A 23889-nucleotide genomic window follows, 5' to 3' on the forward strand; every position below is an offset into this window, starting at 1 on the left:
TACAAAGCTTATGTAGTTTTAAACACTAAAAGCCCTGAAAAAATACTAACCTAATTTAATATTTTATGACCCCAAATCAACCCGTTTCAATAGTAGAGAAAGAGCAAATCAAATTTTTAAAGTTTCCTAAAGAAGAAGTTTTAAAAAAGCGTAAAGATCAAATCGATCGAATTCTAGATTTACAACGTGCACTCTCCTTAGGAAATCTAGAGCATCAAAAAGTTAAAATTCTTTTTATGGATGATCAAGGATCAAAAAAAGTTGAAACTACCATTTGGGGAATTACAGATAAAGCTGTTATTCTCAAAGAATCTACAGTGATCCCGATGGAACGGATTTTAAAAATCGCTTAAATTCAGCTTGCCAATTTGAATTTGACTCCCCTATCTATTTATTTAGATGGTGGGAGTTTTGGTTTAACATTCAACTTCAACAAAAACAACCATAACAACTTTCATAATGTTACGCACTAGAGCCCTGAAAACGAGCTGACTCATATCAAAAACAATTTTAAATTTTTTCAGGATACTTATTTTAGATACCTTTAGAATTCAAAATTGAAAAAAATTGAAAAAACTAACATTCCTATTACTAACAATAGGCCTCTCTGCTTTGGGATATGCCCAACAAAAAGCACACAAAGGTTCTGTGATAAAAAATTACGGCGAAACGTTTACGGTCGATACCCCAACTTTTAAGACGCCTATAAATGCACCTTATAAAGTTGTATTTGATATCGGCAAATCCTATTCGAGTGATAAAATGAATCCGCTTTTTAATACGGCTGCAAGATTTATTAATATGCACGCCGAAGCCGGGGTTCCACTAAATCAAATTCAAGTGGCACTTGTCATTCATGGATCTGCTGCTTTTGATGTGCTCAATGACAAAGAGTATCAGTTAAAATTTGGGCGTGCAAATCCAAACACCGAGTTGCTTTCTGTCTTAAAGCAAAACAATGTACAATTGATACTTTGTGGTCAAACTGCGGCGCATAAAAACCTCAAACCATCCCAACTGTCTCCTGATATCCAATTGGCATTATCAGCAATGACAGCGCTTGTGCAATTACAAAATAATGATTACAGACTCATAAATTTTTAATACTATGAACCTACGTGTTCTCACTACCCTTACGCTATTTGCTCTTTGCATAGTCGCAAGTAACGCTCAACAAATAGATCCAGAAATAAAATCTATGGCAGAAGCTATAGAAAACAAAGTCATTGATTGGCGAAGAGATTTTCATCAAAATCCGGAATTATCTAATAGAGAATTTAAAACCGCAGAAAAAATTGCGGCCCATCTCAAAGCCTTAGGAATTGAAGTTACCGAAAATGTAGCTAAAACCGGAGTTGTGGGTCTTCTCAAAGGCGCGCAGCCGGGTAAAACAGTGGCCCTAAGAGCGGATATTGATGCATTACCTGTAGAAGAACGTACAGATGTTCCGTTTAAATCTAATGTAAAAACGACATTTCTAGATACAGAAGTTGGTGTAAGTCATGCTTGCGGACATGATACGCATATAGCTATTTTAATGGGAGTTGCTGAGATATTAAGCGCTCACAAAGATAAGATTAAAGGAACGGTCAAATTCATTTTTCAACCGGCAGAAGAGGGACCGCCACCTGGAGAAGAAGGAGGTGCAAAGCTGATGATCAAGGAAGGAGTTCTTAAAAATCCTGATGTAGATGCAATTTTTGGTCTTCATATTAACTCCGGTACTCCCGTAGGTATGTTACGATATAAGGTTGGAGGTACTATGGCAGCTGTGGAACGCTTTGTTATTAATGTGAAAGGTAAACAAACGCATGGTTCTGCTCCATGGACGGGTGTAGATCCTATTTTAATTTCTGCTAAAATTATAGACGGCCTTCAAACCATTATAAGTCGTGAAGCACCATTGGTAGATGAAGCTGCTGTGATAACCGTAGGTAAGATAACGAGCGGTGTACGATTTAATATCATTCCCGAGACCGCAGAATTAATTGGTACTGTACGCACCTTAGATTATGACATGAGAGATCTGATTATAAAGCGAATGAATGAGATGGTGCCGGCAATTGCCAAAACTTACGGTGGCGAAGCGACCATTACTTTTCAAAATAACACCTCGATTACGTACAATGACCCGGAACTGGTGAAGCAAATGCTTCCTACTTTAGAAGCCGTAGCGGGAAAAGCAAATGTTGTTACATCCAAAGCAACTACGGGTGGTGAAGATTTTTCTTATTTTCAGGAAATAGTGCCCGGATTTTATTTTTTCCTCGGCGGCAAATCCGCTGATACTAAAATTGCTCCTTCTCATCATACTCCAGAATTTTATATTGATGAAAAAGGATTGCTCCTTGGAGTAAAAACAATGTCGCAATTGGCTTTAGATTATCTCAACGCTGAATAAATTAAAAATATGAATGATTTTTTAAAGTTGCTTACAATAATACCTTGGTGGGGATGGGTGCTATTATGTGTTATTTTACTCGCAATACGAGATGTGTTTTTTAATAAAAAACATACAATCACGCATAATTTTCCTGTGGTTGGTCATTTTAGGTATATGCTTGAGAGCATAGGTCCGGAGCTTAGACAATACATCGTAGCAAATAACAGAGAGGAGCTACCTTTCAATCGAATAGAACGTGGCTGGATATACGCCTCTGCCAAAAACCAGAACAATTATGAGGGTTTCGGTACGGATCGTGATATTTATGAATCGCAATATATTTTTATTAATAATGCGATGATTCCTTACAAAGTTCCAAAAGACCATCCTAATGAAAAAGATCCTTACTTTTTGCCCTGTGCAAAAGTTATGGGAAGTTTCAATAATCGTAGAAGACCCTACAGACCGGCATCCATTATCAATGTGTCTGCCATGAGTTTTGGTTCTCTCTCTGCCAAGGCTGTTGAGTCTCTAAACAAAGGATGTAAAAAATCTTTTGCATATCATAATACGGGTGAAGGTGGTTTATCGCCATATCACAAAAATGGATCAGATGTAGTTTTTCATTTTGGAACCGGATATTTTGGAGTGCGGGATGATGACGGTAATTTCTCTATGGAGAAAATGAAACAGCTCGTTCTTGATAACCCGCAGATTCGTGCTATTGAGATCAAACTTTCGCAGGGAGCCAAACCAGGAAAAGGCGGTGTGTTACCTGCCTCAAAAATCACAAAAGAAATTTCTGAAATTCGTAATGTACCTCTTAATAAAGATGTGCTCTCTCCGCCAAACCATTCCGCATTTAGCAGTATTCCTGAGTTAGTTGACTTTATCGAGCAAATTGCCGAAGCAACAGGCCTACCCGTAGGTATTAAAGCCGCAATAGGTAAACTTGATCAATGGAAAGAACTTGCTACCCTGATGAAAAAAACTGACAAAGGTCCGGACTTTATTACCATAGATGGTGGTGAAGGAGGTACCGGTGCAGCTCCGCCAAGTTTTGCTGATCATGTAGCACTGCCTTTTGTCTATGCATTTAGTGATTTTTATCGATTATTTAAAGATTTTGAACTTACTGATCGTATTGTTTTTATTGCCAGCGGAAAATTAGGTTTTCCGGCCAAAGCCATGATGGCGTTTGCAATGGGCGCAGATTGCATCAATGTAGCTAGAGAAGCTTTGTTAAGTATAGGCTGCATTCAAGCAAAAGTTTGTCATAATAATTCATGCCCCACAGGTATTGCGACTCAAAATAAATGGATGCAAGCCGGAATCAATATTGAAGATAAAGCTGAACGTGTAAGTTTTTATTTCAAAAACTTTAAGAAAGAAGTTCTAGAGATTACACATGCTTGTGGATATAGGCATCCATGTGAAATGACCATGGATGATGTCGACATAAATTTGGGTGACAAAAGCTTAACACAACCATTGGCCAATACATACGGCTATAATAAAGTCAAGGTTCCCTTTGATACTATACAAAACATGAAAGATTGTCCGCACTTGGGTGGAGAGTATAATGAACTCAATGCCACGGCCCTTCTAAATCAAAAAGAAATTCGTTATTAACAAACCCCTCATTTTAATTTTATGAATACCACTGTATTAGACATTCTGCTTACCATTCTCCCCTCACTTATCGTTGGATTGGTAGCCATCTATTTTTTTAATCAACATTTTAGAAATGAAGACCGTCGTCGTAAATATCAAATCTACAAGGAAAATCAAAATCAATCCTTACCCGTAAAATTACAGGCGTATGAACGCATGGTTTTATTCTTGGAACGGATTTCTCCTAACCAGCTTTTGACCAGAATTGCACCGGTAGATCAAAATAAAAAGGGATATGAGATGATGCTGATTGGTACCATCGAACAGGAATTTGAGCATAACCTGAGTCAGCAAATTTACATAACCGCAGATTGCTGGGACATTATTAAAGCAGCAAAAAACGGAACGATCGCTACCATTAGAAAAAATACCATGAATGAGGAGATTGAGACTTCTGATCAATTAAGAGAAAAATTACTTACCAGTTTACTTCAAAAAGATGCTCCTAGTGATGCAGCAATAGCCTTTGTTAAGAAAGAAGTTAGCGAGTTGATCTAAAATTCTAAACTTTATACTCATGCCATGTCTTCAGATTGAAGATATGGCATTTTTTTATACATTTTTTACCCTGCCATATCAATATCCTTCAACTCATTATCATCTGCTCGCTCATTTTTCTTTCTGGCATATTCAAATCCTTGCTTCCACCAACTTTTCATTAATTTCTTGTTGAAAATCAACGAGTTCTCTGTGAGCTTTGAGGGTGTATAATATAAATTAAGTGGAACCTTTTTGTTGATTGCTGCCAGTTTCCCCACCACAGTATCGTGACCTTCTACCTGATCAAGCATAAAACTAAATAGATTTACCATCAATGAGAACGGATTCTTACCGAGTACTTTGCGGTATTCCATATTTTCTGATTCCAGAATGATCGCATCGACCTCTGTTGCACCTCTTCGTATTGCTTCGCGAATTGGTACCATACAACCAAAGCCTCCATCTGCATATTCACACCCATTTTTTGTAACAAGACTCATAAAGGGTACATAGTTGCACGAAATCCAAATCCAATCACAAAAGTCCTCGTACGAATAATCTTTAATTGATTTATATTCCGTTTTGTTTAAGGTAAGATTAGAAACAGTCACAACCACGTCCTCTGCCCTACGCCTTGCCAAACGGTAATCTGCTTCAGTAAAATTGCGTCGAATCGCACGTCTCAAGTTTTTACTCTCGCCAAAGGTTCGTTTCTTTTTTACAAACTGTAAAAATGAAGCGAAAAAATTTATGGAAACAAACTCTCGATCTCCTTTATGTCTTACCACAAAAGGATTTATATTAAAAATTGTACTTTGATTTACATTGGTATAAATATCGTAGGTCTTATCAATATTACCTAAAGCTAATTGAGGAATCAATAAACTGCCGGTCGATGTGCCAAGAAACAGGTCGTACTTTTTACCTTTTTGTTGCATTAAGTACTGTGCTACTCCGCCGGCGTAGGCGCCTTTACTTCCTCCTCCGGAAATAACTAATGCTCGCATAGTTTTATTTATGGGGTTAACTTTTTTGCCAAATAATCTTTCTGATCCTCTGACAAATTATTCCTTAAAACTACATATTTCTTTTGATATTTGGGATTTTGAAGCAGTTTATCCAATATTTCTCGACATTGGTTTCTAAAACGCCAGTTATAATGTACAGCTCCATCTACCAAGTTTAATAAAGCCTCATCCGAAAAAAATTGTAAGCTTTCAAGATACGTGAAAGCATTCTCTCGCGTACTAAAATGGTGCTTTGAAGAAGTATACCCTGATAATTCCTGATAATAATTTGCGTGATTTGACGAATTATAATTGGGAGTGTTTAATGCCAGGACCAACCAAAGAATTCTAACATTTTTATCATTGAAACCAATGATATCTTTAGTTTGCTGCAAATACTCCGATCGTTTTTCGGGAAAATTAGACCATAAATAGTAAAGTGCAGCCTCTATAGTAGCATAAGAATCATCTGTCACCAAGGATTCATACTGTTTTTGCAGATCCGGTGTAATTTTACTGAGCGTCGTTGCAATCGCCTGTCTTACCAACACATTATTCGTCTCAAATGCTTTATTATACAAAGCCAATGCTTCTTGAGAAGTCTGCCCTTCCAATTGATAAATCGCCTCTTGTGCTAAATATTCATTAATTGGAAATTCTAATGCTTCAGCTAGACGTCCCCATTTCCCAGCCAGAGGTTGGGTACGCTCTTGAGCCAAACTCAAATACGCTTTGATAAAGTTTGACTGCGTCAAGATCTCTAATGCTTCGCGCGCTGGAAAACGTACATTCTCCAACCATTTGTTTTTGAATACATCAAGCTTCATATTACTAACCCGTTCTGCTACTTTTAGAAAGTCAGCTGTTGTAACATTTTTAAACTGATATTCTTTAAGATACTCCCGTATCGTCGTTTTAAAATGATCTTCACCGATTAGATTTCGCAAAGCGTGTAAAGTCCACGCGCCGCGCTGATAAAAAGTAAGGGAGCTTGCTTTTGGGTCGAGCAAGGCTGTAGCCTGATCTGTTTTTGAGAGCGTAATTAATTGTTCTGCACTCTCATATAATTTAAACTCAAAATAATCATCACCAAAGATTTTACGTTCGGCCAATAGCGCATAATAGGTGGCAAATCCTTCTTGCAACCAATGATGCGTCCCCTCAGTCGCTGTTACCAAATTACCAAACCATTGATGAGCGAGCTCATGTGCATTGACACTAATATAATTACGATCCTGATACGCTATTGAATCCACTACAAAAGCATCAGAAAAAATAGTAGTGCCTGTATTTTCCATTCCGGCATAGAGAAAATCTTTTACCGGTATTTGTTTATAATTCTGCCACGGATAAGGAATTCCAATTTCTTTTTCCAAAAAGTCGAACATGCGTTTACTATGGCGATAAGTGGGTTCTACTTTTGCTGAATCCTCCGGATAATAATACAGTGTTAACGGAATCCCGCTTTGTGTCATTTTCTCTATTTTATTATACGATCCGATGGCGAATGCGACCAAATAACTACTCATCGGCTGCTTCATGTCATATTTCCACGACTGAATAGAATCATTAACCAATTTTTTTTCAATCAACTTTCCGTTGGCAAGCACCTCAGCTTCTTTTTTATAATTTAAGGTTAGGTCAAAAATTACTTTCTCTTGCATATCGTCAAAACTTGGTAACCAATGCGATGTATATTTGCCTTGTCCTTGTGTCCAGATTTGATTTCTTCCTTGATAGTCTTTTACAAAATACACTGCTTTCTTTGGGATTGCAGTGTAGTTGATAACAATCGTATGTGTAGTATTTGGTTTCAAATTTGTTGACAAACTTATAACAGCATTGTCATAGGTATATGATATTTTTTTTCCGTCAAGCGAAAGGGCTTCCAATTGCATTGCCCGCGCATCAATACGAATAGTTTGTGCAGCCTCAAGTGCTTTAAAGGTATATTCAACTGTTCCTGCAACACTTTTTTCTTCAGCATCAATTAAAATATTAGCATCAGCAGTTAAAAAATCAACGGATTGTGCAGCTACTGTGAGACTAAAAGCCATGCAGATATAGGATACAATAAATTTCATAATCGGGTGTATTCAAATAGGTTGCCAAAATAACGATTTTATCGCGGTTATGTGACAAGATTGACTTTGATCTGTTTCGCAATAAATAGTATCTTCGTCCTTATGAATCCGAACATCTTACAAACTCCTATTGACTATCTCAAGGGCGTAGGACCCAATCGCGCTGCCTTATTAAGGTCAGAGCTCGGGATTCATGCATATCAGGATTTGGTAAATCTCTTTCCTAACCGATACATTGATAAAACGCGCTATTATAAAATAAACGAGTTGCAGCGAAATGGTGCTGAGATGCAAATTATAGGTAAACTGGTGCATCTTAAAACAGTGGAGCAGAAACGAGGTAAGCGTTTGGTCGCTAAGTTCATTGATGATACCGGCGAAATGGAATTGGTGTGGTTTCGCGGACATAAATGGATCAGAGAGAATTTAAAACTCAACGTGCCATATGTAATATTTGGAAAGGTAAATTATTACAATGGGTTTAGCATGCCGCACCCTGAGATGGAATTACTAAGCGAGCATGAAAAAAACCTAAAAATCGCAATGCAGCCGATTTATCCTTCTACAGAGAAACTCTCAAACAAAGGAATAACGAATCGGGTGATTAGTAAAATGATGCAACAGGTATTTATCGAAACCAAAATTCGATTTTATGATACGTTGTCTACTGATATCTTGGAATCATTAAAACTGATCAGCAAAAGCGAAGCGGTTTTGAATATTCATTTTCCAAAAAATCAAGAACTGCTGGCCAAAGCACAATTTCGTTTAAAATTTGAGGAGCTTTTTTACATACAATTACAACTCATAACCAAAAACCTCATCAGGAAACAAAAGGTAAAAGGGTATCCGTTCACCGAGGTAGGAGAACATTTTAATTCTTTTTATAGCAATCATCTCCCCTTTGACCTCACCAATGCCCAAAAACGTGTGATTAAAGAGATTAGAAATGACATGGGTAGCAGTGCGCAAATGAATCGTTTGTTACAGGGTGATGTAGGTTCTGGTAAGACCATCGTTGGACTTATGGCAATGCTCTTAGCTATTGACAATGGTTTTCAGGCCTGTTTGATGGCTCCCACTGCGATTCTGGCCAATCAACACTATCAAGGGATTGAAGAGCTGGTGCAAGAGCTGCCGATTACAGTCAAACTATTAATGGGTAGTACTAAAACCAAAGAACGACGGATATTACATGAAGAACTTGAAGCCGGCACATTAAATATACTCATCGGCACCCACGCCATTCTTGAAGATAAAGTAAAATTTAAAAATCTCGGATTGGCGATCATTGATGAGCAACATCGTTTTGGAGTGGCACAACGATCAAAATTGTGGCATAAAAACAAGTATCCCCCGCATGTTTTGGTAATGACAGCCACCCCAATACCGCGAACGCTAGCCATGAGTCTTTACGGAGATTTGGATATCTCGGTGATTGATGAACTACCGCCAGGACGCAAAGCAATTAAAACCGTACACCGATTTGATAGCAACCGCTTAAAAGTATTTAAATTTATTGAGGACGAAATTGAAAAGGGCAGACAAATTTATATTGTCTATCCCCTAATTCAGGAATCAGAAGCTATGGATTATAAAGATTTGATGGATGGATATGAGAGTATTGCCAGATCTTTTCCCCAGCCCAAGTATCAAATCTCAATCGTTCATGGCCAAATGAAGCCTGCTGATAAGGATTATGAGATGGATCGCTTTGTAAAAGGCGAAACCCAGATTATGGTGGCTACCACAGTGATAGAAGTGGGTGTCAACGTGCCTAATGCCAGTGTTATGATTATAGAGAGTGCAGAGCGTTTTGGTTTATCACAACTCCACCAATTGAGAGGTCGTGTGGGACGTGGAGCAGAACAGAGTTTTTGTATTCTTATGACCAGTCATAAATTATCAGAAGACAGTAAAACCCGATTAGAAACGATGGTACGTACCAATGATGGTTTTGAAATCGCCGAAGTAGATTTAAAACTTCGCGGACCGGGAGATATTATGGGAACACAGCAAAGCGGAGTCTTGAATCTTAAAATTGCTGATATTGTCAAAGACAATGATATTTTGAAGTTAGCGCGATCCTATGCACTCAAAATTTTGAAAGAAGATCCAAGCCTTGGAATGGAGAAACACAAAGTGCTTTTATACACCTATCAACAAATGGCGAAGCACAAAAATATCTGGAATTATATTTCGTAGCACGGGATCGAAATAGACACTTAATTTTCTATAAAATCTGTTACCCTTCTACATTCTTTCTTTGATTTGAGAGCTTTCTTTAACTGAAAAAAAAGAGCTAACAATCTAAAAAAATGGTATCTTTCTTATATGAACAGTCATTATAATTTCATTATTGCTGGAGCCGGCGGTATTGCTGAAGCGGCGGGGCTACTCTTAGCTGAATGGAGTACGGTGCCCCCTACCATTTTTATAGGAAACAGAACGCTTGCAAAAGCTGAAAAAGTAGCACAATGGATACAGGAAGGCACTACAAAATCATGTACTGTGAATGCTTTTCATCTTTCTTCAACCCTTACTGATGAGATGAAAGAGGTTTTTACTACCGGTGATATTATTCTTGACTGCCTCCCGGGAAGTATGGCTCCTATAATAGCTCGTTTTGCCAAGGACTTTGAGCTACATTATGCGAATCTTACTGAGTATGTTAATGAAACTAATGAAATCATCGATTTAGCAAAAGATGCCAAAACCGGTTTTATTCTTCAAACGGGTCTGGCTCCGGGTTACATCGATATCTTAGCGAATATGTTATTTCAAAAATTTTGTAAGGATTTTGAAGTAGATAAGGTAGAAAAGTTAGAATTCAAAGTTGGGGCCCTTACAGACCATGCGGTGGCTCCGCACTATTATGGTTTTACCTGGAGTCCGGTTGGTGTAGCTACCGAGTATCTGAAATGCGCTCTGGTCTTAAGAGATTATAAAAAGACAGAACTGCCTTCTTTATCAGAAAGAGCGCGTATCATTATTGATGGCATTACGTATGAAGAAGATTTAACCTCGGGTGGTGCAGCTGATTTGCCAGATGCATTGAGTGGTAAAGTGCGTTGGTTAGACTATAAAACCTTACGACATCCTGGTCATTATGCGTGGGTGGAAAAACTATTAATTGGCACAGAAAACACCGAAGATACTATCGAAACTTTACAGTATGAGATGGAACGGGTCATCCCTCATATTGAAAATGATCACATCATTTTGTATGCTGCTGTCGAGGGAAAAGACAAAAAAGGAAAACTGCATCGAAGAGAAGTTGCAAAGAAAATCCTACCCCTAAAAATTGGAAAACATACCCTGAGAGCTATCCAAACTACTACTGCCGTACCTTTACTACAAGCTGCTCAATTATTACTTGAGTCCTCAAATAAAGGCGTATTATTACAAAGCGAAATTGATCCTATTCCTTTTTTAAATGGAAATTTTGTAGCAGCTGTTTATGGAGAAGTATTGACATAATTCTAGATTTCAGTAACACTCAATATACCCATTGCATACGTATATAAAAGTCCGACAATCATAGCCAAACCAAAGCTTAATAAGGTCCCAATCAAAACGTACTCGGTAAGTTTGCGGTCTTTGGCTTTTGACAGGTCTCCGAATCTAAAAACTGATTTGGCCGTTATCAAAAATCCGATAGCTGCCCATTGACCTAATGCGATAAAAGCAAAAACAAACAATCTTTCCAGAATACCGATATATTTGCCTGCTTTTTCAAGTGAGTCTTTAGCATGATCTTCGTTGAGGTTCCAAGTACTCATTAGTAGCTTCATTATAACAGATGAAATAGAAGTCACCGCGATGATTGCTAAGACTAGAAGTAAGATTTCAATTGAATACACCCTACTCAGATCTATGAAAAAAGGTTGATACCAATAGACGACACCTGCAATAACAAGTAAATGTGCAAGCTGATCCAGTAAAAAAAGTAACTTAAAATTTACTTTTTTATCAAGATTTAATTTGATCAGATCGATCAGAAAATGGCTAATCACGATGATAAGAATTGCCAGTAGATAGCGCCTGTCAAACGATAGCATACAAAGTAAAGTTACTGCATGTACTAGTGTATGTAGATACAAATACAACGACGCCTGCTTTTTTTCCTTTTTATCCGCTACCCATGTATCCGGCTGCAGAACAAAATCTCCGAGCACATGAGCAATTATTAATTTTAATACAAGTAACATCATAGAGTAGCAATTAGGTTTTGATAGTAATTGTTCAGATTCATTATTTCATCATAGCCACCACGTTTTAGTGCTTCACTGATACTACTCTGGGATTTACCTAAGAGTGTTGCAAGCTCCTTTTGTGTTTTCTTTGGATGCTCGATTGTGGCTGTGATAACCTCGGCTACGGTACTACTCCATGTATTTGCAGTGAGCAAGGCCAGACTCAGCATAAGATTGAGCTTCTGATCATTATGGTCATCATTAGAATTTATAGCGAGGGTTTGTTTACCTAAAGCTTCAAAGGCCTCACCTGAGTTTACATACGCAGGCCCATTAGATTCGGTGATGCGTTGTGCCCTATGGGTCTCTGCACCCAGTCCGATAGCAATGCGTACATCTAGCTTTTTATTTTGTTTCATTACTGCTTTTATGTGAAGGGCAGCTTTTAAAGCATCCTGTGGCATGGTTACTAATTGAAAACTATCTCCTCTAAATAGCTCCCACTGGGTTGGTGTATTACCATAGGTTGTTAGCACCGCTTTCAGTTTTTGTAACCACTTGGGCGTATCACTTTCTCTTGAATTAATAATATCACCTGTTAAAACAGCAACCATTCTCGTGTATTTTATTCAAATATATCGCTTTAAAAGACGATATCCAAATAAATCGGCTTTAAAGCCGATAAATGAATAAATCGGATATAGAGCCGATACTTTAATGTTATTAGAGAACTATTGAATACAGCACCTCTTACACATCATAACAATGAATTTTACAAAGGATGTCTATTTACGCTCTTTATATCAAACATCATAAAAGATCATTTAACTCAAGTATTAAAGTTAAAACAACCAACTAAAAAGTTTTCTGTAGTTTAGCGACCTCTTAAAAACAACCCTCACATACTCAAAAGTTTTTTCGGAATCTAAAAATCTATTATAAATGAAAGTTTTCCCAGTTACAACATCAACACTCTCTGCAAAAGAGCTTGGTGCTTACATCACCACTGTATATCAACTTAAGGGAGACTTTGATTGCAAACTATTTAGAACAGGGATAAACCACACGTATTTTCTTTCGAACAAAGAAACAAAATACGTTCTGAGAGTTTACTGTTATGAATGGAGGTCAAAATCTGAAATTCTCGAAGAAATAGCTCTTTTAAATTTGTTGAAGAAAGAAAAGTTGGCTATTTCTTTTCCTATTGAAGATAAAACGGGCGTCTTTGTTCAAGAAATTAATGCTCCAGAAGGAAAGCGGTATGCTGTATTGTTCTCCTATGCCAAAGGTGAGAAAATACGATATATGAATAAAGAAACTTGCTTCTCTATCGGTTCACTAATGGCCAAAATCCATACTATCACTTCTAATAAAACTCTTAATAGAATTTCTTATAAAAAAGATTCACTACTAACGCTACCGTATCAAAATTTAAAACAATTTTTTTCTGAGCAACTGCCAGAAATGAATTTTATAAGAGAACTTGCTGAATCTTTTCAGGATACCGATTTTGAAAACACTCAAAAGGGCATTGTTCATTTGGACATATGGTATGATAATATGGCCGTGACAAGTGAAAATGAAATCACACTTTTTGACTTTGATTTTTGTGGAAATGGAGAACAAGTTTTAGATATCGGATATTTCTGTAAACAACTTTATCACATTGAAAGTGATAAAAGTAAATACGAAATGAAAAGACTCGCCTTTTTAGATGGTTATCAAAGTATTAAGCAATTATCAGATAAAGAACTAAACTTAATTCCTAAAGCTGGATTAGCAGTTTTCGTTTATTATCTTGGCGTACAGGCGCAACGATTTGACTGGTCAAATATATTTTTATCAGAAAATTATCTCAAAATGTATGTAGGAAAATTGAAATCCTGGATGAAATATAATGACATCAAAAAATGATCATCAAACTCTTCTCGTATCGTTACTTGACTTCGTGCTAACCTTCACTCCCCATCCACATTACACTCATCGATATAAAAAGTAAGGATCGCTTTCAAATCTCTTTTTCTATAAACCTTATCTTGTATTTTTTGAACCAACACGGGACAATCCTCAAAATAAGCAGCTGCTGTTTTCTCAAAATTTTTACTAAAGAGTTGATTGGAGCTTAAATGCGTGATCGCTGGCTCACCTTCTTTTTGTACGTAGTAATTTTTGATAGGTGCACTGCCTGACATTACGAATCCGTTACCAAACTGATCCGGTTCGCTTCTCATAGTACGATAACTGCGATCATACGTACGGTATAATGTAACTTTACCTTGTTTTACTAATTCTACTATAGCATAGTTTCCGGTTCCGCTGACTTTGCGTCGCACATAATGTACCATACCGTAGGGTTCATGTATGGTTGCTCTGGCTATACTATCAAAACTATAATTCTGCGCTTTATCTTTTTTAGTCTTTTTAAACTTAATCTTTCCGGAAGCTCTTATTTTACCCAATCCTATAAGTTGCTTACCATCCTTATAAGTAAGTATGGCAGTGGTTCGTTGTGCTTGTGTACAAGTTGTTGCTAATAGCACTACTGTGCAGGTCAAAAAAAATAGATACTTCATCAATTTGGGGTTGTTGATTTAAAAACAAAGATAAACGTTCTCATTTTTATTTTCTTACGATATACGGATTTGTTATTTGGAGAGAGTTTTATATCTAATTACACTCTTCATCATAAAAAGCAACAATCTCAACTACTTCTTTCTCCGTAAATTCATTCCGTTTAATTTTTTCTACTAATGCAGGGCAATTTTCAAGATATTTTTTAAGCGCTTTTCTAAGTCCTGTCATCGCCCAACTGTCTTGTCCCAAATATTGAACTGTGTTTTGATCATCTTCACCTATAAAATACGCGTTAGAAGATGCGTCCAAAGTGGAACCAAGTAACTGAAAAAAATTATTTTTCTTAAAATTGGGGATATCGATTCTAAGTTCATTAGAAATCTTATACAACACCACATCGCCATGGTACACCCGTTCTACAAGAATACCCCGATTTGAGTCTTTTAAGTAACGGCGCACAATCTCTATTTCTTCCCCATTACTATTAAATAAAATCTTATCAATGGATCGAAAATAAAAAACTTCTGTTTCTGCGTAACCACTATTTTTAAACCATAGCTCATCCGTATTTACTACTTTTATAAGCCCAGCTCTGTGAGTGCCATCTTTAAATACGACTGTAGCGTTGGTACGCTGTGCACTCAAAGTGCAAATTGAAAAAAAGACTCCTAGAATAGTTATGACAAAATGATACTTCATTAATTCTATAGTTGTTTTAATTGCTGTGTTATAAAAAATTGTTGATGTCTATTATAGATTGTAATTTACAATTAGACAAGAATAACAAAAATCCGCATTACATAATGCAATGCGGATTAGTAATAAAATTATTTGTAAAAGTTATCGCTTTATAAAGCGCTTATACGTTATATTTTGATCAGTAGTTACCGAGACAAAATATATACCTGTTGGTAACTGTTCCAGAGAAATTTCTTTACCTGAAACCTTACCGCTACGTACTATCTGTCCGTTTTGATTCATCACTTTATACTCAGAAGCTTTTAGGGTTGTATTTCGTAAAAAGATAAAATCATTAGCCGGATTAGGATATACAGTAAAATCAATTGTCTCTGATGCCTGTGCCTTTACCTTTTTGCCTTCTTCAATCATTCCGTAAGAAGATCTCGCAGTACTATTAGTACAAAAATTCTTTGTGTCCTGCGTAGTATAACTTCCTCCAGAAGCTAACACTGCTCCCGTAGTGGCATTTGTTAATTGATAAGATCCGTTACCATAACTACAGCATATTCCGTCTCCGTAGGAATCTTTAAAAATCAATGTATAACAATCCTCTTCTAAGGTTCTTGTAAGTGTTAGTGTAGAATTATCCGCTTGTGACCCGTATGTTCCACCGCTAAAAACAATTTGATTTGAACTATTTCTTATCTCCCAACTCGTCTCTTCAGGATATTGATCAAAAGTTATACGTAGATTCACATCTACTGTCGATGCAACAGGTGCACCTCCAGCATAGCTACCCAAATCACCAAAAGTATTTTGAGCATAACTATTCCATTCTGCACTTACATACGAAGTGTTGGCTGTCGTTATTGAAGTTTTGCGTCGTAAAGTTTTATCCTTGCCAAAGTTAGCCGTTCCACCATTAAAGATCCCTACGATATCGATAAGTATATTATTTTTAAATAATCCAACCGCATCATTCCCATTAAAACTCATCTCGGTTGAAGAAGAAAGTTTGTCAGCAACGTTCTTAACTGTTGCAGACGCCTGATTATTTACGATCACATACACAGCGCCATTAGTTAAGGTTCCGGATAAGGCCAAGCCTCCGGACCAGGCTCCTGCACCGTTGGATTGTTTTTTAAGGCTATAACCGGATAGGTTTATAGTACCACCCGTTAGGTTTACAACTTCAATCGCTTTGTTATAAGAAGAACCTTCAACATATTCTGAAATAAATACCGCGTCACTACTTCCGCCTGGCGTTCCGCTTTGCGTAGTTACTGTTCTTGTATTACTAACAGCAGATCGATTTCCAGCCGCATCTTTAGCTTTTACAGTAAAAGTATAGGTGGTTCCTGCCATCAAGCCAGAAACTGTAGTTGTGGTTCCGGATACTGTTGTAGATAAGCTTCCGTTTCTAAAAATTTCATATCCGGTTACTCCTACATTGTCACTTGAAGCATTCCATGAAAGTTGTGTACTGGTTTGCGTGGTTGAAGCGCTGATAAGATTTGCCGGTATTGTGGGAGCTTGTGTATCAGTCTGCGTACCTCCACCAAAGCGATCTTCAGCTTGTGGCCCGCCCCAAATCGAGGTTGCAAAAGCAGGATTATCGATAAATGGATTACGATTCCCCTGAATATTTTCGAGAATTGGATTACGTTGTAACTCTAATTGAGAAACAGGATCTTCTGCATTCCATTGTAATAGCAATTCTACCATATTACTATCGCTGGCAGCAGTGCTCCCTACCGCTACATTGGTGGGTAAGCAGCGGTTACCATAACGTATATACATAAATAACATCATACGCGCAACATCACCTTTGAACTCATCACCGGGATACCAATGTCCTTGTGCTGTTGTACCGGAGTTACCAGAGCCGGCTGCAAACTTACGACTTCCGCGACTGGAGTTACGTTGTACATCTGAGGGACGTAAATGATGTGCATCTGCTCCGGGCCCGGTAGTTCCTAAATTTGGATTTCCTAACGATTTTGGATAAACATGTTCTCGATTCCAATCAGTACTTCCTCCTCCATTATTATTTACCCCGCGGGTACGATCTGTGGTAGAATTGCCATCGGTGTCATTGAATCCGTAGATTAGTATCACCTTACCGGATCCTGCAGGATCCAGATCAGATTGTTTGAGTGCATCCCATACTCCGGGAGTATAGGATAAAAATGTAGTATGCGTATTAGTAACTTTATTCGTTAATTCATTTTTGAGCGCTGTACCGGTCAAATTAATATTTACGTCATTATAATAAGCAGGCACTTGGCTATAGGTAAATGCTGCTACTATAAGCATAAGAAAGGGTAAAAATTTCTTCATAATTCTGTGTGTGTGTTTGTTAGTAATAATTTGCCCGAAAATACTACTATTTTATGAATACCATAATGACCCTGACATTAACACAAAGTTAACATTTATGTAATAGCCTATTTTTATCCCTACCTGTGTGATTTTTATCACTCATTCTATCCGATATATTTGTAAACCTCATCAAATGGAATTCTGAATTGAGGACCATACACCCCTTGCACATCTCGAATGCCACAACCAATAACCATAGTAATTTCTGCTCCGTAAGGTAATTTCAAAATGTTTTTTATTCTTATAGTATCACTACCCTCCATCGGACAAGTGTCGTATCCTATTGCAGCCATACTGATCATAAAATTCTGAGCAGCGAGTGCAGCACTTTTATGCGCAACTATTCGCATATCGCTGGTACGAACTTGACGATAGACAGGTCTAAACAATCCAATTACCCAAAAGAATACATACTTTATCCAACCAAAAATTCCTAGAAAATCTGTGTAGACTAGGGGAATTAATTTTTGATAATAGTTCAAAGCAAACTTTTCACGAGACGTATAGTCTGAAGCCTTTTTGTTTCCGTACATCTCTTTCAGAAAATCAATATTTGCCTTTTTACGATTACGCCACAAATCTTTGCGTGCTACCACCACAACCAATTGTTTTGATGTTTTAGCAGCGTTCTGTTCAAGACAAGCTTTAGTCATTTTTTGTAAGGTCCCCTTATTAGTAATGTGATAAAACTCCCATAATTGCATATTACTGCTGGTAGGCGCTAATACAGCATTTTGAATACATTTTTTCACCTTGGTTGACGAGATATCCTTATCAGCATCAAATACGCGAACCGATCGACGGTACTGAATGGCTTCTTCTACCCTTTTTTCTATCATAAGAATATTTTTGTCACAATATAATATGTATCTATTGCTCTAAAACTATAAGTACAATAAAACCGTTATTATTTTGTGTAAATCACTCCAAACTATGTAAGTAATTTCTACTATATTTATTTGATAACAATAGTAATCATTTAAAAATAATACACTTATGAAAAAAATTAAAGAATTAAAAGGGATTAAAACACTAAGTAAAACTGAGCAAAGTTCAATTTTGGGTGCTTGGGGCAATAGAGTATATTGTGGAGGCCCACGTCAATGCTGTTTTAGAACTGCTAACGGACAGGAGTTCTGTGATTATGGATACTGCCAATCAAACGGTAATTGCGTTTGGGCTTAAGCTTATATCAAATAACAATAGGAGTTCTAAGTAAAGTATATTTATTGAAATTTACTCTGCTTAGAACTTTTTTAGTTTAGGAGTTCATAAGACTGTTCCGCAATTTCTAATTCTTCATTCGTAGGAATTATTAATATCTTAACGGGCGCATCTTTACTATTTATTTCTCTAATGCTCTTAGATCGTGTAGCATTTTTGACCTCGTCTAGCTCAATTCCAAAGGTTTCCATGTCCGTGCAGACCATATTTCTAATCACATCAGAATTTTCTCCTATTCCTGCAGTAAACACAATGGCATCAACCCCATTCATTACAGCAATATAGGAACCAATGAATTTTTTAATTCTATAAGCATTCATCTGCAGAGCCAACTCGCAATCTTTATTTCCTTCGGCAGCTTGTGCTTCTATATCTCTAAGGTCACTATACCCTGTGAGTCCCAACATACCGCTTTCTTTTTGCAACAAATCACTTACTTCTTCAAGGGTATATCCCAAGGTATTTACCATATAAAATATGATCGCCGGATCTACATCTCCGGATCGTGTACCCATAATTAGTCCGTTCATAGGAGCAAAACCAAGAGAGTGATCTACACTCTTACCATTTTGAATAGCGGTCATACTACACCCGTTGCCCAGATGTATGGAAATTACTTTAGCATTCTCTTTATCTAAGTATTCAGTAGCCTTCTTGGAGATATATTTGTGACTCGTTCCATGGAAACCATATACTCGAATATTATGCTCTTCCAGAAATTTACTCGGAATAGCATATTTATGAGCCTTTACCGGAATTGTATGATGATATGCGGTATCAAATACAGCAACCTGCTTTGCCTCTGTAAAAATTTCTTCAGCGACCAAAATGCCTTGCAAGTTGGCAGGATTATGCAGCGGCGCCAAAGGAATTAAACTCTTTATTTTATCCTTTACCGCTTCAGTAATTAAGGTTGTATCGGTAAAATCACTTCCTCCATGTACCACACGATGTCCTACAACTGCCACTTCTTTTGGAGACTTTAGAACTCCTATATTTTTATCTAACAAGTAAGTCAATAATAGTTGCAATCCTTTCTTGTGCGAACTTACTTCAACCTTTTTATCTAAAGAATTATCCGTCGTCTTATAAGTGATATGAGCATCCCCAAATCCTATACGTTCTATAATACCCGAACAAATTACTGCCTTTTCCGGCATTTCAAAAAGTTGAAATTTGAGGGATGAACTTCCTGAATTCAGTACTACGATTTTCATGAATGATTATTTGAATGGATAGTATTATTAAACTAATTTAAAGGCCTTGTGCCTGAATTGCGGTTATTATAACGGTATTGTATACATCATCTACAGTGCATCCCCGGCTTAAATCATTTACCGGTTTATTGAGCCCTTGTAACATCGGACCAATTGCCAGTGCTCCGGTCTCCCGTTGCACTGCTTTATACGTATTGTTACCTGTATTAAGATCAGGAAAGATAAGCACACTGGCTTGTCCTGCAACTTCAGAATTTGGTAATTTACTTTTGCCGACGCGCATATCAACAGCTGCATCATATTGAATCGGTCCTTCTATTTTCAATTCGGGATGACTCTTTTTAACGATTTCTGTCGCTTCTCTAACCACTTCGACATCCTCTCCTTTTCCAGAAGTACCTGATGAATAGGAAAGCATAGCTATTTTTGGCTCTATACCAAATGCAGCGGCAGAGTGTGCCGAGGATATGGCTATTTCGGCTAATTCTTCGGCATTAGGGTTTGGATTAATCGCACAGTCTCCAAATACGGATACACGATCTTCTAAACACATGAAAAACACTGAAGAAACCACTTTAACTCCGGGTTTGGTCTTTATAAACTGTAATGCAGGTCGGATGGTATGTTGCGTCGTATGCACGGCACCAGAAACCATACCATCAGCATGCCCTTTATATATCATCATTGTGGCAAAATATGAAACGTCAGCCATCATATCTCTGGCCATATCCATGTTTACATTTTTGTGTTTACGTAGCTCGTAAAATGTTTTTACATAGTCCTCATAATGTGGAGATTTGGTTGGAAAAACAATATGCACTTTCTCAAAATCTATGGGAATGTCCAATTTTGTTGCTTTGCTCTTAAGTTTCTTTTCATCACCAATCAGCGTAATCTCGACCACATCTGAAGCTAATAATCTCGAAGTCGCCCGTAAAATTCTTTCATCGGATCCTTCTGGTAAGACTATATGTTTTTTATGTTGGAGTGCTCTTTTTAATAAGTTATATTGAAACATTCTTGGAGTAATCCCAACAGGTTGAAAGGTAATAAGTCGATCAGCAAGTTCCTCGACATTCACATATTTTTCAAAAGTACTAATGGAGGTAACTATCTTTTGTTGATTATCAGCATATATTCTGGATTTAATGGCACCAATTTTATTTGTGATGGAAAAAGTTCCACTGGAAACAGAAATTATAGGAAAAGATAAAGAAACTCCCTCAATTAATTTTAAGATAGAGGGCTCAGGGATAATGCCACCGGTTAAAATAATTCCTGATATCTTTGGATAATTTGCAGAAATATTAGCCTGTAACACTCCCAAAATAATATCTGCTCTATCGCCAGGAGTAATAACCAGACTGTTGTCCTTAAGATGGGTAAGATAATTACGTAGCTGCATTGCTCCTACTCCGTAGCTACCTGCCTGATTGTTTAAAAATTCTTTACCAAAAAGAACCTTACCTTCTAATTTATCTACAATTTCTTTAATGGTAGGGTTTATTAGAGAGTCAACCTTCGGAATTAAAATTTTCTTGACGTCCTTGTCAAAATTTGAATCAAAAGCTTGTTGTAAACCTTCCAAGTGGTTTTCAGAAATTTTATTGGCAACAACAGCTAGTACCTCTACTTCTTTACCTTCGAAACGATTGTATGCCAATTTTAAATTCCCTGTCGTATCCTCAATTGATTTATCAAAACCACTGGCAATAATAATTGCTGGAATCCCGAGATTTTTTGCAACAATAACATTGATATCAAATTCAATAATACTTCCTTCGTCAGAGAAGTCAGTTCCCTCTACAAGCACAAAATCAAATGTGTCTTCCAGATATTTATATTTTTGAATAATAACATCAATAACTTCACCGGATTTACCTTGATTGTATTTTTTAAGTACTTCACTTCGGGTAAAGGCGTATGCTTTTTTTACATTTATATCCAATTCAAAATGCGAGATAACAGTTTGAATATGATTATCTATTTCTCCTTCTTTTGGGTCATCAATTATAGGCCTAAAGTAACCTACTTTAGCTACTTTGCCCAACAACATACGCATCAGACCCAATACCATAATAGATTTCCCACTATTGGGTTCGATTGTCGCTATATATACTGCTTTACTCATGTAGTATTTTTTTTTAATAACAAAAAGGTTTGAACGGACAGCGTATCATCAATTTCTTACTTAACTGTTAGTCGCTTGCTATTTTTCTAAAAGCGTTTTCATAAAACGCTCAAACTCATTCTTGAAATCGATATATTTTTGTCCTGTGGCCGGACCGTTAAATCCGGTATGAATTTTTTGTACATTCCCTTCCTTATCCAATACTATAGTGGTTGGATACGACAGAACATGATTGAGCATCGGAAGTTTTTCCTGTGCCTTTTGTTTGCTCGATGTTCCAAATTGTGCTAATAAAATTGGATACGGTACATCAAGACTTTTCTTAAAACGCTGTATTGATTTAATTGCTTTTTCTTCTGTTTTAGCATACTCAAATGCCAATCCTACAAATGCTAAGTCTTTGTCCTTATTTGATTCATAAAATTGTTTATAATACTTTGTCTCATCTACGCAATTTGGACACCAGGTGCCTAAGACCTGTATGACAAGAACTTTATCTTGAAACTGCGGATCTGCATTAGAGACCATAGTACCTTCAGTATCCGGGAATTCAAATGTAAAAGATTTTCCTTCTTCTGTAATGGTAGTAAGTGAATCTTCCGACGGCAACTCAAAATCGGGATTCAATTTTGCACTAAAAGGTTCTTTCCAGTGTTGTCCCGAATAGAATATTCCTTGCATGGTACTATCAGTAACCTGAGCTGTAAAAAGAAAAGCATGCGCCCCATCAAATGTAGATAATTCAAGCTGATCTCCATTAAGCACACCTTCTAAATAGCGATAATCACCGGTGGTTGTTCTAAAAGTTCCTGTAACCACATTTCCGTTTTGTTTAAAAATACCTTTAGCTATATAACTATCCTCTGTATTCGGACTAAAAACAGTCTCCCAACTTCCAGTAATCTGATGCTTTGGTTCAGTTTTTATAGCAAAACGATCCTGTACTCCATATTGAGCTTCAAACGGAACTTTTCGATTCAATGATTCAATAATAAAATCTCCTTTAATGTGTGTCGAATCAATAAATTTAGCTTTTATATAGCCTTCAAAAACAGGAAGTTTAATTTTTATTAAGCTATCTGTTATTGAAATTTCGTGAACCTCAATGGATTCTTCTGCGTTAAAAATTTCTAACGTTTGATCGTCAAAAACTTCAAATAAAAAGGGAGCCTTTTTATTATCCTTCATCGTGAGTGTAGCTCTCCAAGCTCCCGCTTTTAGCGTTTTTATGTTCGCCTTTTTGTCTTGTTTACATCCAAACGCCAATAAGGCAATGATAAGGATTAGAATAGTGTTTTTCACAAATTAATTTTTAAGTAATATACAATACAAAAGCCGATTGGATATAAGTATCAAATCGGCTACTGATAATTAATATTTAGCTATAACTATTGTTTTTCAACCGTTGCTTTTGACTTAGCTTTCGATTTCACTTTTTCACCTATAACCGGCTTTCCTTCCTTACCCTTTCTTTCCACAATTAGCTCAGTAAATTTAATCTCACCCGTTACCGGATCTTTTTCTTCAATAGTAAAAATTTCATTTCCATCCTCATCTACTTTAGAAGTGATACTTTGAGAACCTTTCTTCCTTTTAGCTCTTTTTGTTTTTTCTTTAGAAGATTTATTTTTCAGCTTTTCGGACTTATCAGAATCCTTGTCTTTTATCTTCGTACTAACTTCGGTAGCAGGTGTATCATTTTTTGTCTTTTCATTTTGAGCAAATGCATCACAAACACCTACTAGCATGAACGTAGAAAATAAAATAAATAATTTGAGGCTTTTCATTTTCAATAGTTTAAAATTTAATCAAAGATAACATTTTTGCTCAGTTTTTAATCCTTACAGGTTGTCAAA

General features: G+C 36.8%; 21 protein-coding genes. 9 read left to right on the forward strand and 12 right to left on the reverse strand.

Annotated features, from left to right (window positions below):
• Nucleotides 1-65: 65 nt before the first annotated feature.
• The 5 genes from ACJRPK_RS08085 (at nucleotide 66) to ACJRPK_RS08105 (ending at nucleotide 4555) form a co-directional block, all read left to right on the forward strand.
• Nucleotides 66-353, forward strand: a complete 288-nt coding sequence (locus ACJRPK_RS08085; RefSeq protein WP_148783738.1) for a hypothetical protein — start codon at nucleotides 66-68, stop codon at nucleotides 351-353.
• 214 nt (nucleotides 354-567) lie between these two features.
• Nucleotides 568-1104, forward strand: coding sequence for a DsrE family protein (locus tag ACJRPK_RS08090; protein ID WP_407139430.1), 537 nt, complete (start codon nucleotides 568-570; stop codon nucleotides 1102-1104).
• Between the two features lie 4 nt (nucleotides 1105-1108).
• Complete coding sequence (locus tag ACJRPK_RS08095) at nucleotides 1109-2401, forward strand: amidohydrolase (protein ID WP_407139432.1); 1293 nt, start codon at nucleotides 1109-1111, stop codon at nucleotides 2399-2401.
• A 9-nt stretch (nucleotides 2402-2410) separates the two neighbouring features.
• On the forward strand, nucleotides 2411-4015 hold the full coding sequence (locus tag ACJRPK_RS08100; protein ID WP_407139433.1) for an FMN-binding glutamate synthase family protein: 1605 nt from the start codon (nucleotides 2411-2413) through the stop codon (nucleotides 4013-4015).
• Nucleotides 4016-4036: 21 nt separating this feature from the next.
• A complete protein-coding gene (locus tag ACJRPK_RS08105; protein ID WP_407139434.1) occupies nucleotides 4037-4555 on the forward strand; it encodes a hypothetical protein in 519 nt (172 codons plus the stop codon).
• A gap of 65 nt (nucleotides 4556-4620) precedes the next feature.
• On the opposite strand, the gene ACJRPK_RS08110 is transcribed toward ACJRPK_RS08105, so the two are convergent.
• Both ACJRPK_RS08110 and ACJRPK_RS08115 read right to left on the reverse strand, forming a co-directional pair.
• A complete protein-coding gene (locus ACJRPK_RS08110) occupies nucleotides 4621-5544 on the reverse strand; it encodes a patatin family protein (protein ID WP_407139435.1) in 924 nt (307 codons plus the stop codon).
• Nucleotides 5545-5552: 8 nt separating this feature from the next.
• Nucleotides 5553-7628 carry a M1 family metallopeptidase gene (locus tag ACJRPK_RS08115; protein ID WP_407139436.1) on the reverse strand — a complete coding sequence of 692 codons (2076 nt, stop codon included), beginning with the start codon at nucleotides 7626-7628 and terminating at the stop codon, nucleotides 5553-5555.
• A 102-nt stretch (nucleotides 7629-7730) separates the two neighbouring features.
• Between ACJRPK_RS08115 and recG the strand changes: the two genes are divergently transcribed.
• Nucleotides 7731-9833, forward strand: coding sequence for an ATP-dependent DNA helicase RecG (recG, locus tag ACJRPK_RS08120; protein WP_407139437.1), 2103 nt, complete (start codon nucleotides 7731-7733; stop codon nucleotides 9831-9833).
• 129 nt (nucleotides 9834-9962) lie between these two features.
• Complete coding sequence (locus ACJRPK_RS08125; protein WP_407139438.1) at nucleotides 9963-11108, forward strand: saccharopine dehydrogenase family protein; 1146 nt, start codon at nucleotides 9963-9965, stop codon at nucleotides 11106-11108.
• A 2-nt stretch (nucleotides 11109-11110) separates the two neighbouring features.
• Here the strand turns inward: ACJRPK_RS08125 and ACJRPK_RS08130 are convergent, their stop codons facing one another.
• On the reverse strand, nucleotides 11111-11842 hold the full coding sequence (locus tag ACJRPK_RS08130) for a DUF3307 domain-containing protein (RefSeq protein ID WP_407139439.1): 732 nt from the start codon (nucleotides 11840-11842) through the stop codon (nucleotides 11111-11113).
• Nucleotides 11839-12438 carry a SatD family protein gene (locus ACJRPK_RS08135; RefSeq protein ID WP_407139441.1) on the reverse strand — a complete coding sequence of 200 codons (600 nt, stop codon included), beginning with the start codon at nucleotides 12436-12438 and terminating at the stop codon, nucleotides 11839-11841. The genes ACJRPK_RS08130 and ACJRPK_RS08135 overlap by 4 nt, the downstream gene beginning before the upstream one ends.
• Nucleotides 12439-12766: 328 nt before the next feature.
• Between ACJRPK_RS08135 and ACJRPK_RS08140 the strand changes: the two genes are divergently transcribed.
• Nucleotides 12767-13738: a phosphotransferase gene (locus tag ACJRPK_RS08140; protein WP_407139442.1), complete on the forward strand. Its 972-nt coding sequence runs from the start codon at nucleotides 12767-12769 to the stop codon at nucleotides 13736-13738.
• A 44-nt stretch (nucleotides 13739-13782) separates the two neighbouring features.
• On the opposite strand, the gene ACJRPK_RS08145 is transcribed toward ACJRPK_RS08140, so the two are convergent.
• From ACJRPK_RS08145 to ACJRPK_RS08160, 4 genes are all read right to left on the reverse strand, one after another.
• On the reverse strand, nucleotides 13783-14397 hold the full coding sequence (locus ACJRPK_RS08145) for a hypothetical protein (protein ID WP_407139443.1): 615 nt from the start codon (nucleotides 14395-14397) through the stop codon (nucleotides 13783-13785).
• A 94-nt stretch (nucleotides 14398-14491) separates the two neighbouring features.
• Complete coding sequence (locus ACJRPK_RS08150; protein ID WP_407139444.1) at nucleotides 14492-15097, reverse strand: hypothetical protein; 606 nt, start codon at nucleotides 15095-15097, stop codon at nucleotides 14492-14494.
• A 141-nt stretch (nucleotides 15098-15238) separates the two neighbouring features.
• Complete coding sequence (locus tag ACJRPK_RS08155) at nucleotides 15239-17419, reverse strand: endonuclease (protein ID WP_407139445.1); 2181 nt, start codon at nucleotides 17417-17419, stop codon at nucleotides 15239-15241.
• Between the two features lie 146 nt (nucleotides 17420-17565).
• Nucleotides 17566-18300 carry a nitroreductase family protein gene (locus ACJRPK_RS08160; protein WP_407139446.1) on the reverse strand — a complete coding sequence of 245 codons (735 nt, stop codon included), beginning with the start codon at nucleotides 18298-18300 and terminating at the stop codon, nucleotides 17566-17568.
• 157 nt (nucleotides 18301-18457) lie between these two features.
• On the opposite strand from ACJRPK_RS08160, the gene ACJRPK_RS08165 reads away from it, so the two are divergent.
• Nucleotides 18458-18646, forward strand: a complete 189-nt coding sequence (locus ACJRPK_RS08165; protein ID WP_407139447.1) for a hypothetical protein — start codon at nucleotides 18458-18460, stop codon at nucleotides 18644-18646.
• A 71-nt stretch (nucleotides 18647-18717) separates the two neighbouring features.
• Here the strand turns inward: ACJRPK_RS08165 and ACJRPK_RS08170 are convergent, their stop codons facing one another.
• From ACJRPK_RS08170 to ACJRPK_RS08185, 4 genes are all read right to left on the reverse strand, one after another.
• Complete coding sequence (locus tag ACJRPK_RS08170) at nucleotides 18718-19902, reverse strand: acetate/propionate family kinase (RefSeq protein ID WP_407139448.1); 1185 nt, start codon at nucleotides 19900-19902, stop codon at nucleotides 18718-18720.
• Nucleotides 19903-19939: 37 nt separating this feature from the next.
• The gene (gene pta / locus ACJRPK_RS08175; protein ID WP_407139449.1) at nucleotides 19940-22033 is read right to left on the reverse strand and encodes a phosphate acetyltransferase; all 2094 of its coding nucleotides are present in this window, start codon (nucleotides 22031-22033) and stop codon (nucleotides 19940-19942) included.
• A gap of 78 nt (nucleotides 22034-22111) precedes the next feature.
• Nucleotides 22112-23335, reverse strand: coding sequence for a peroxiredoxin family protein (locus ACJRPK_RS08180; RefSeq protein WP_407139450.1), 1224 nt, complete (start codon nucleotides 23333-23335; stop codon nucleotides 22112-22114).
• Nucleotides 23336-23421: 86 nt separating this feature from the next.
• Nucleotides 23422-23826, reverse strand: coding sequence for a hypothetical protein (locus ACJRPK_RS08185; protein ID WP_407139451.1), 405 nt, complete (start codon nucleotides 23824-23826; stop codon nucleotides 23422-23424).
• Between the last annotated feature and the right edge of the window lie 63 nt (nucleotides 23827-23889).

It is taken from the genome of Aquimarina sp. 2-A2 (assembly GCF_045505135.1).
Classification (GTDB): domain Bacteria; phylum Bacteroidota; class Bacteroidia; order Flavobacteriales; family Flavobacteriaceae; genus Aquimarina; species Aquimarina intermedia.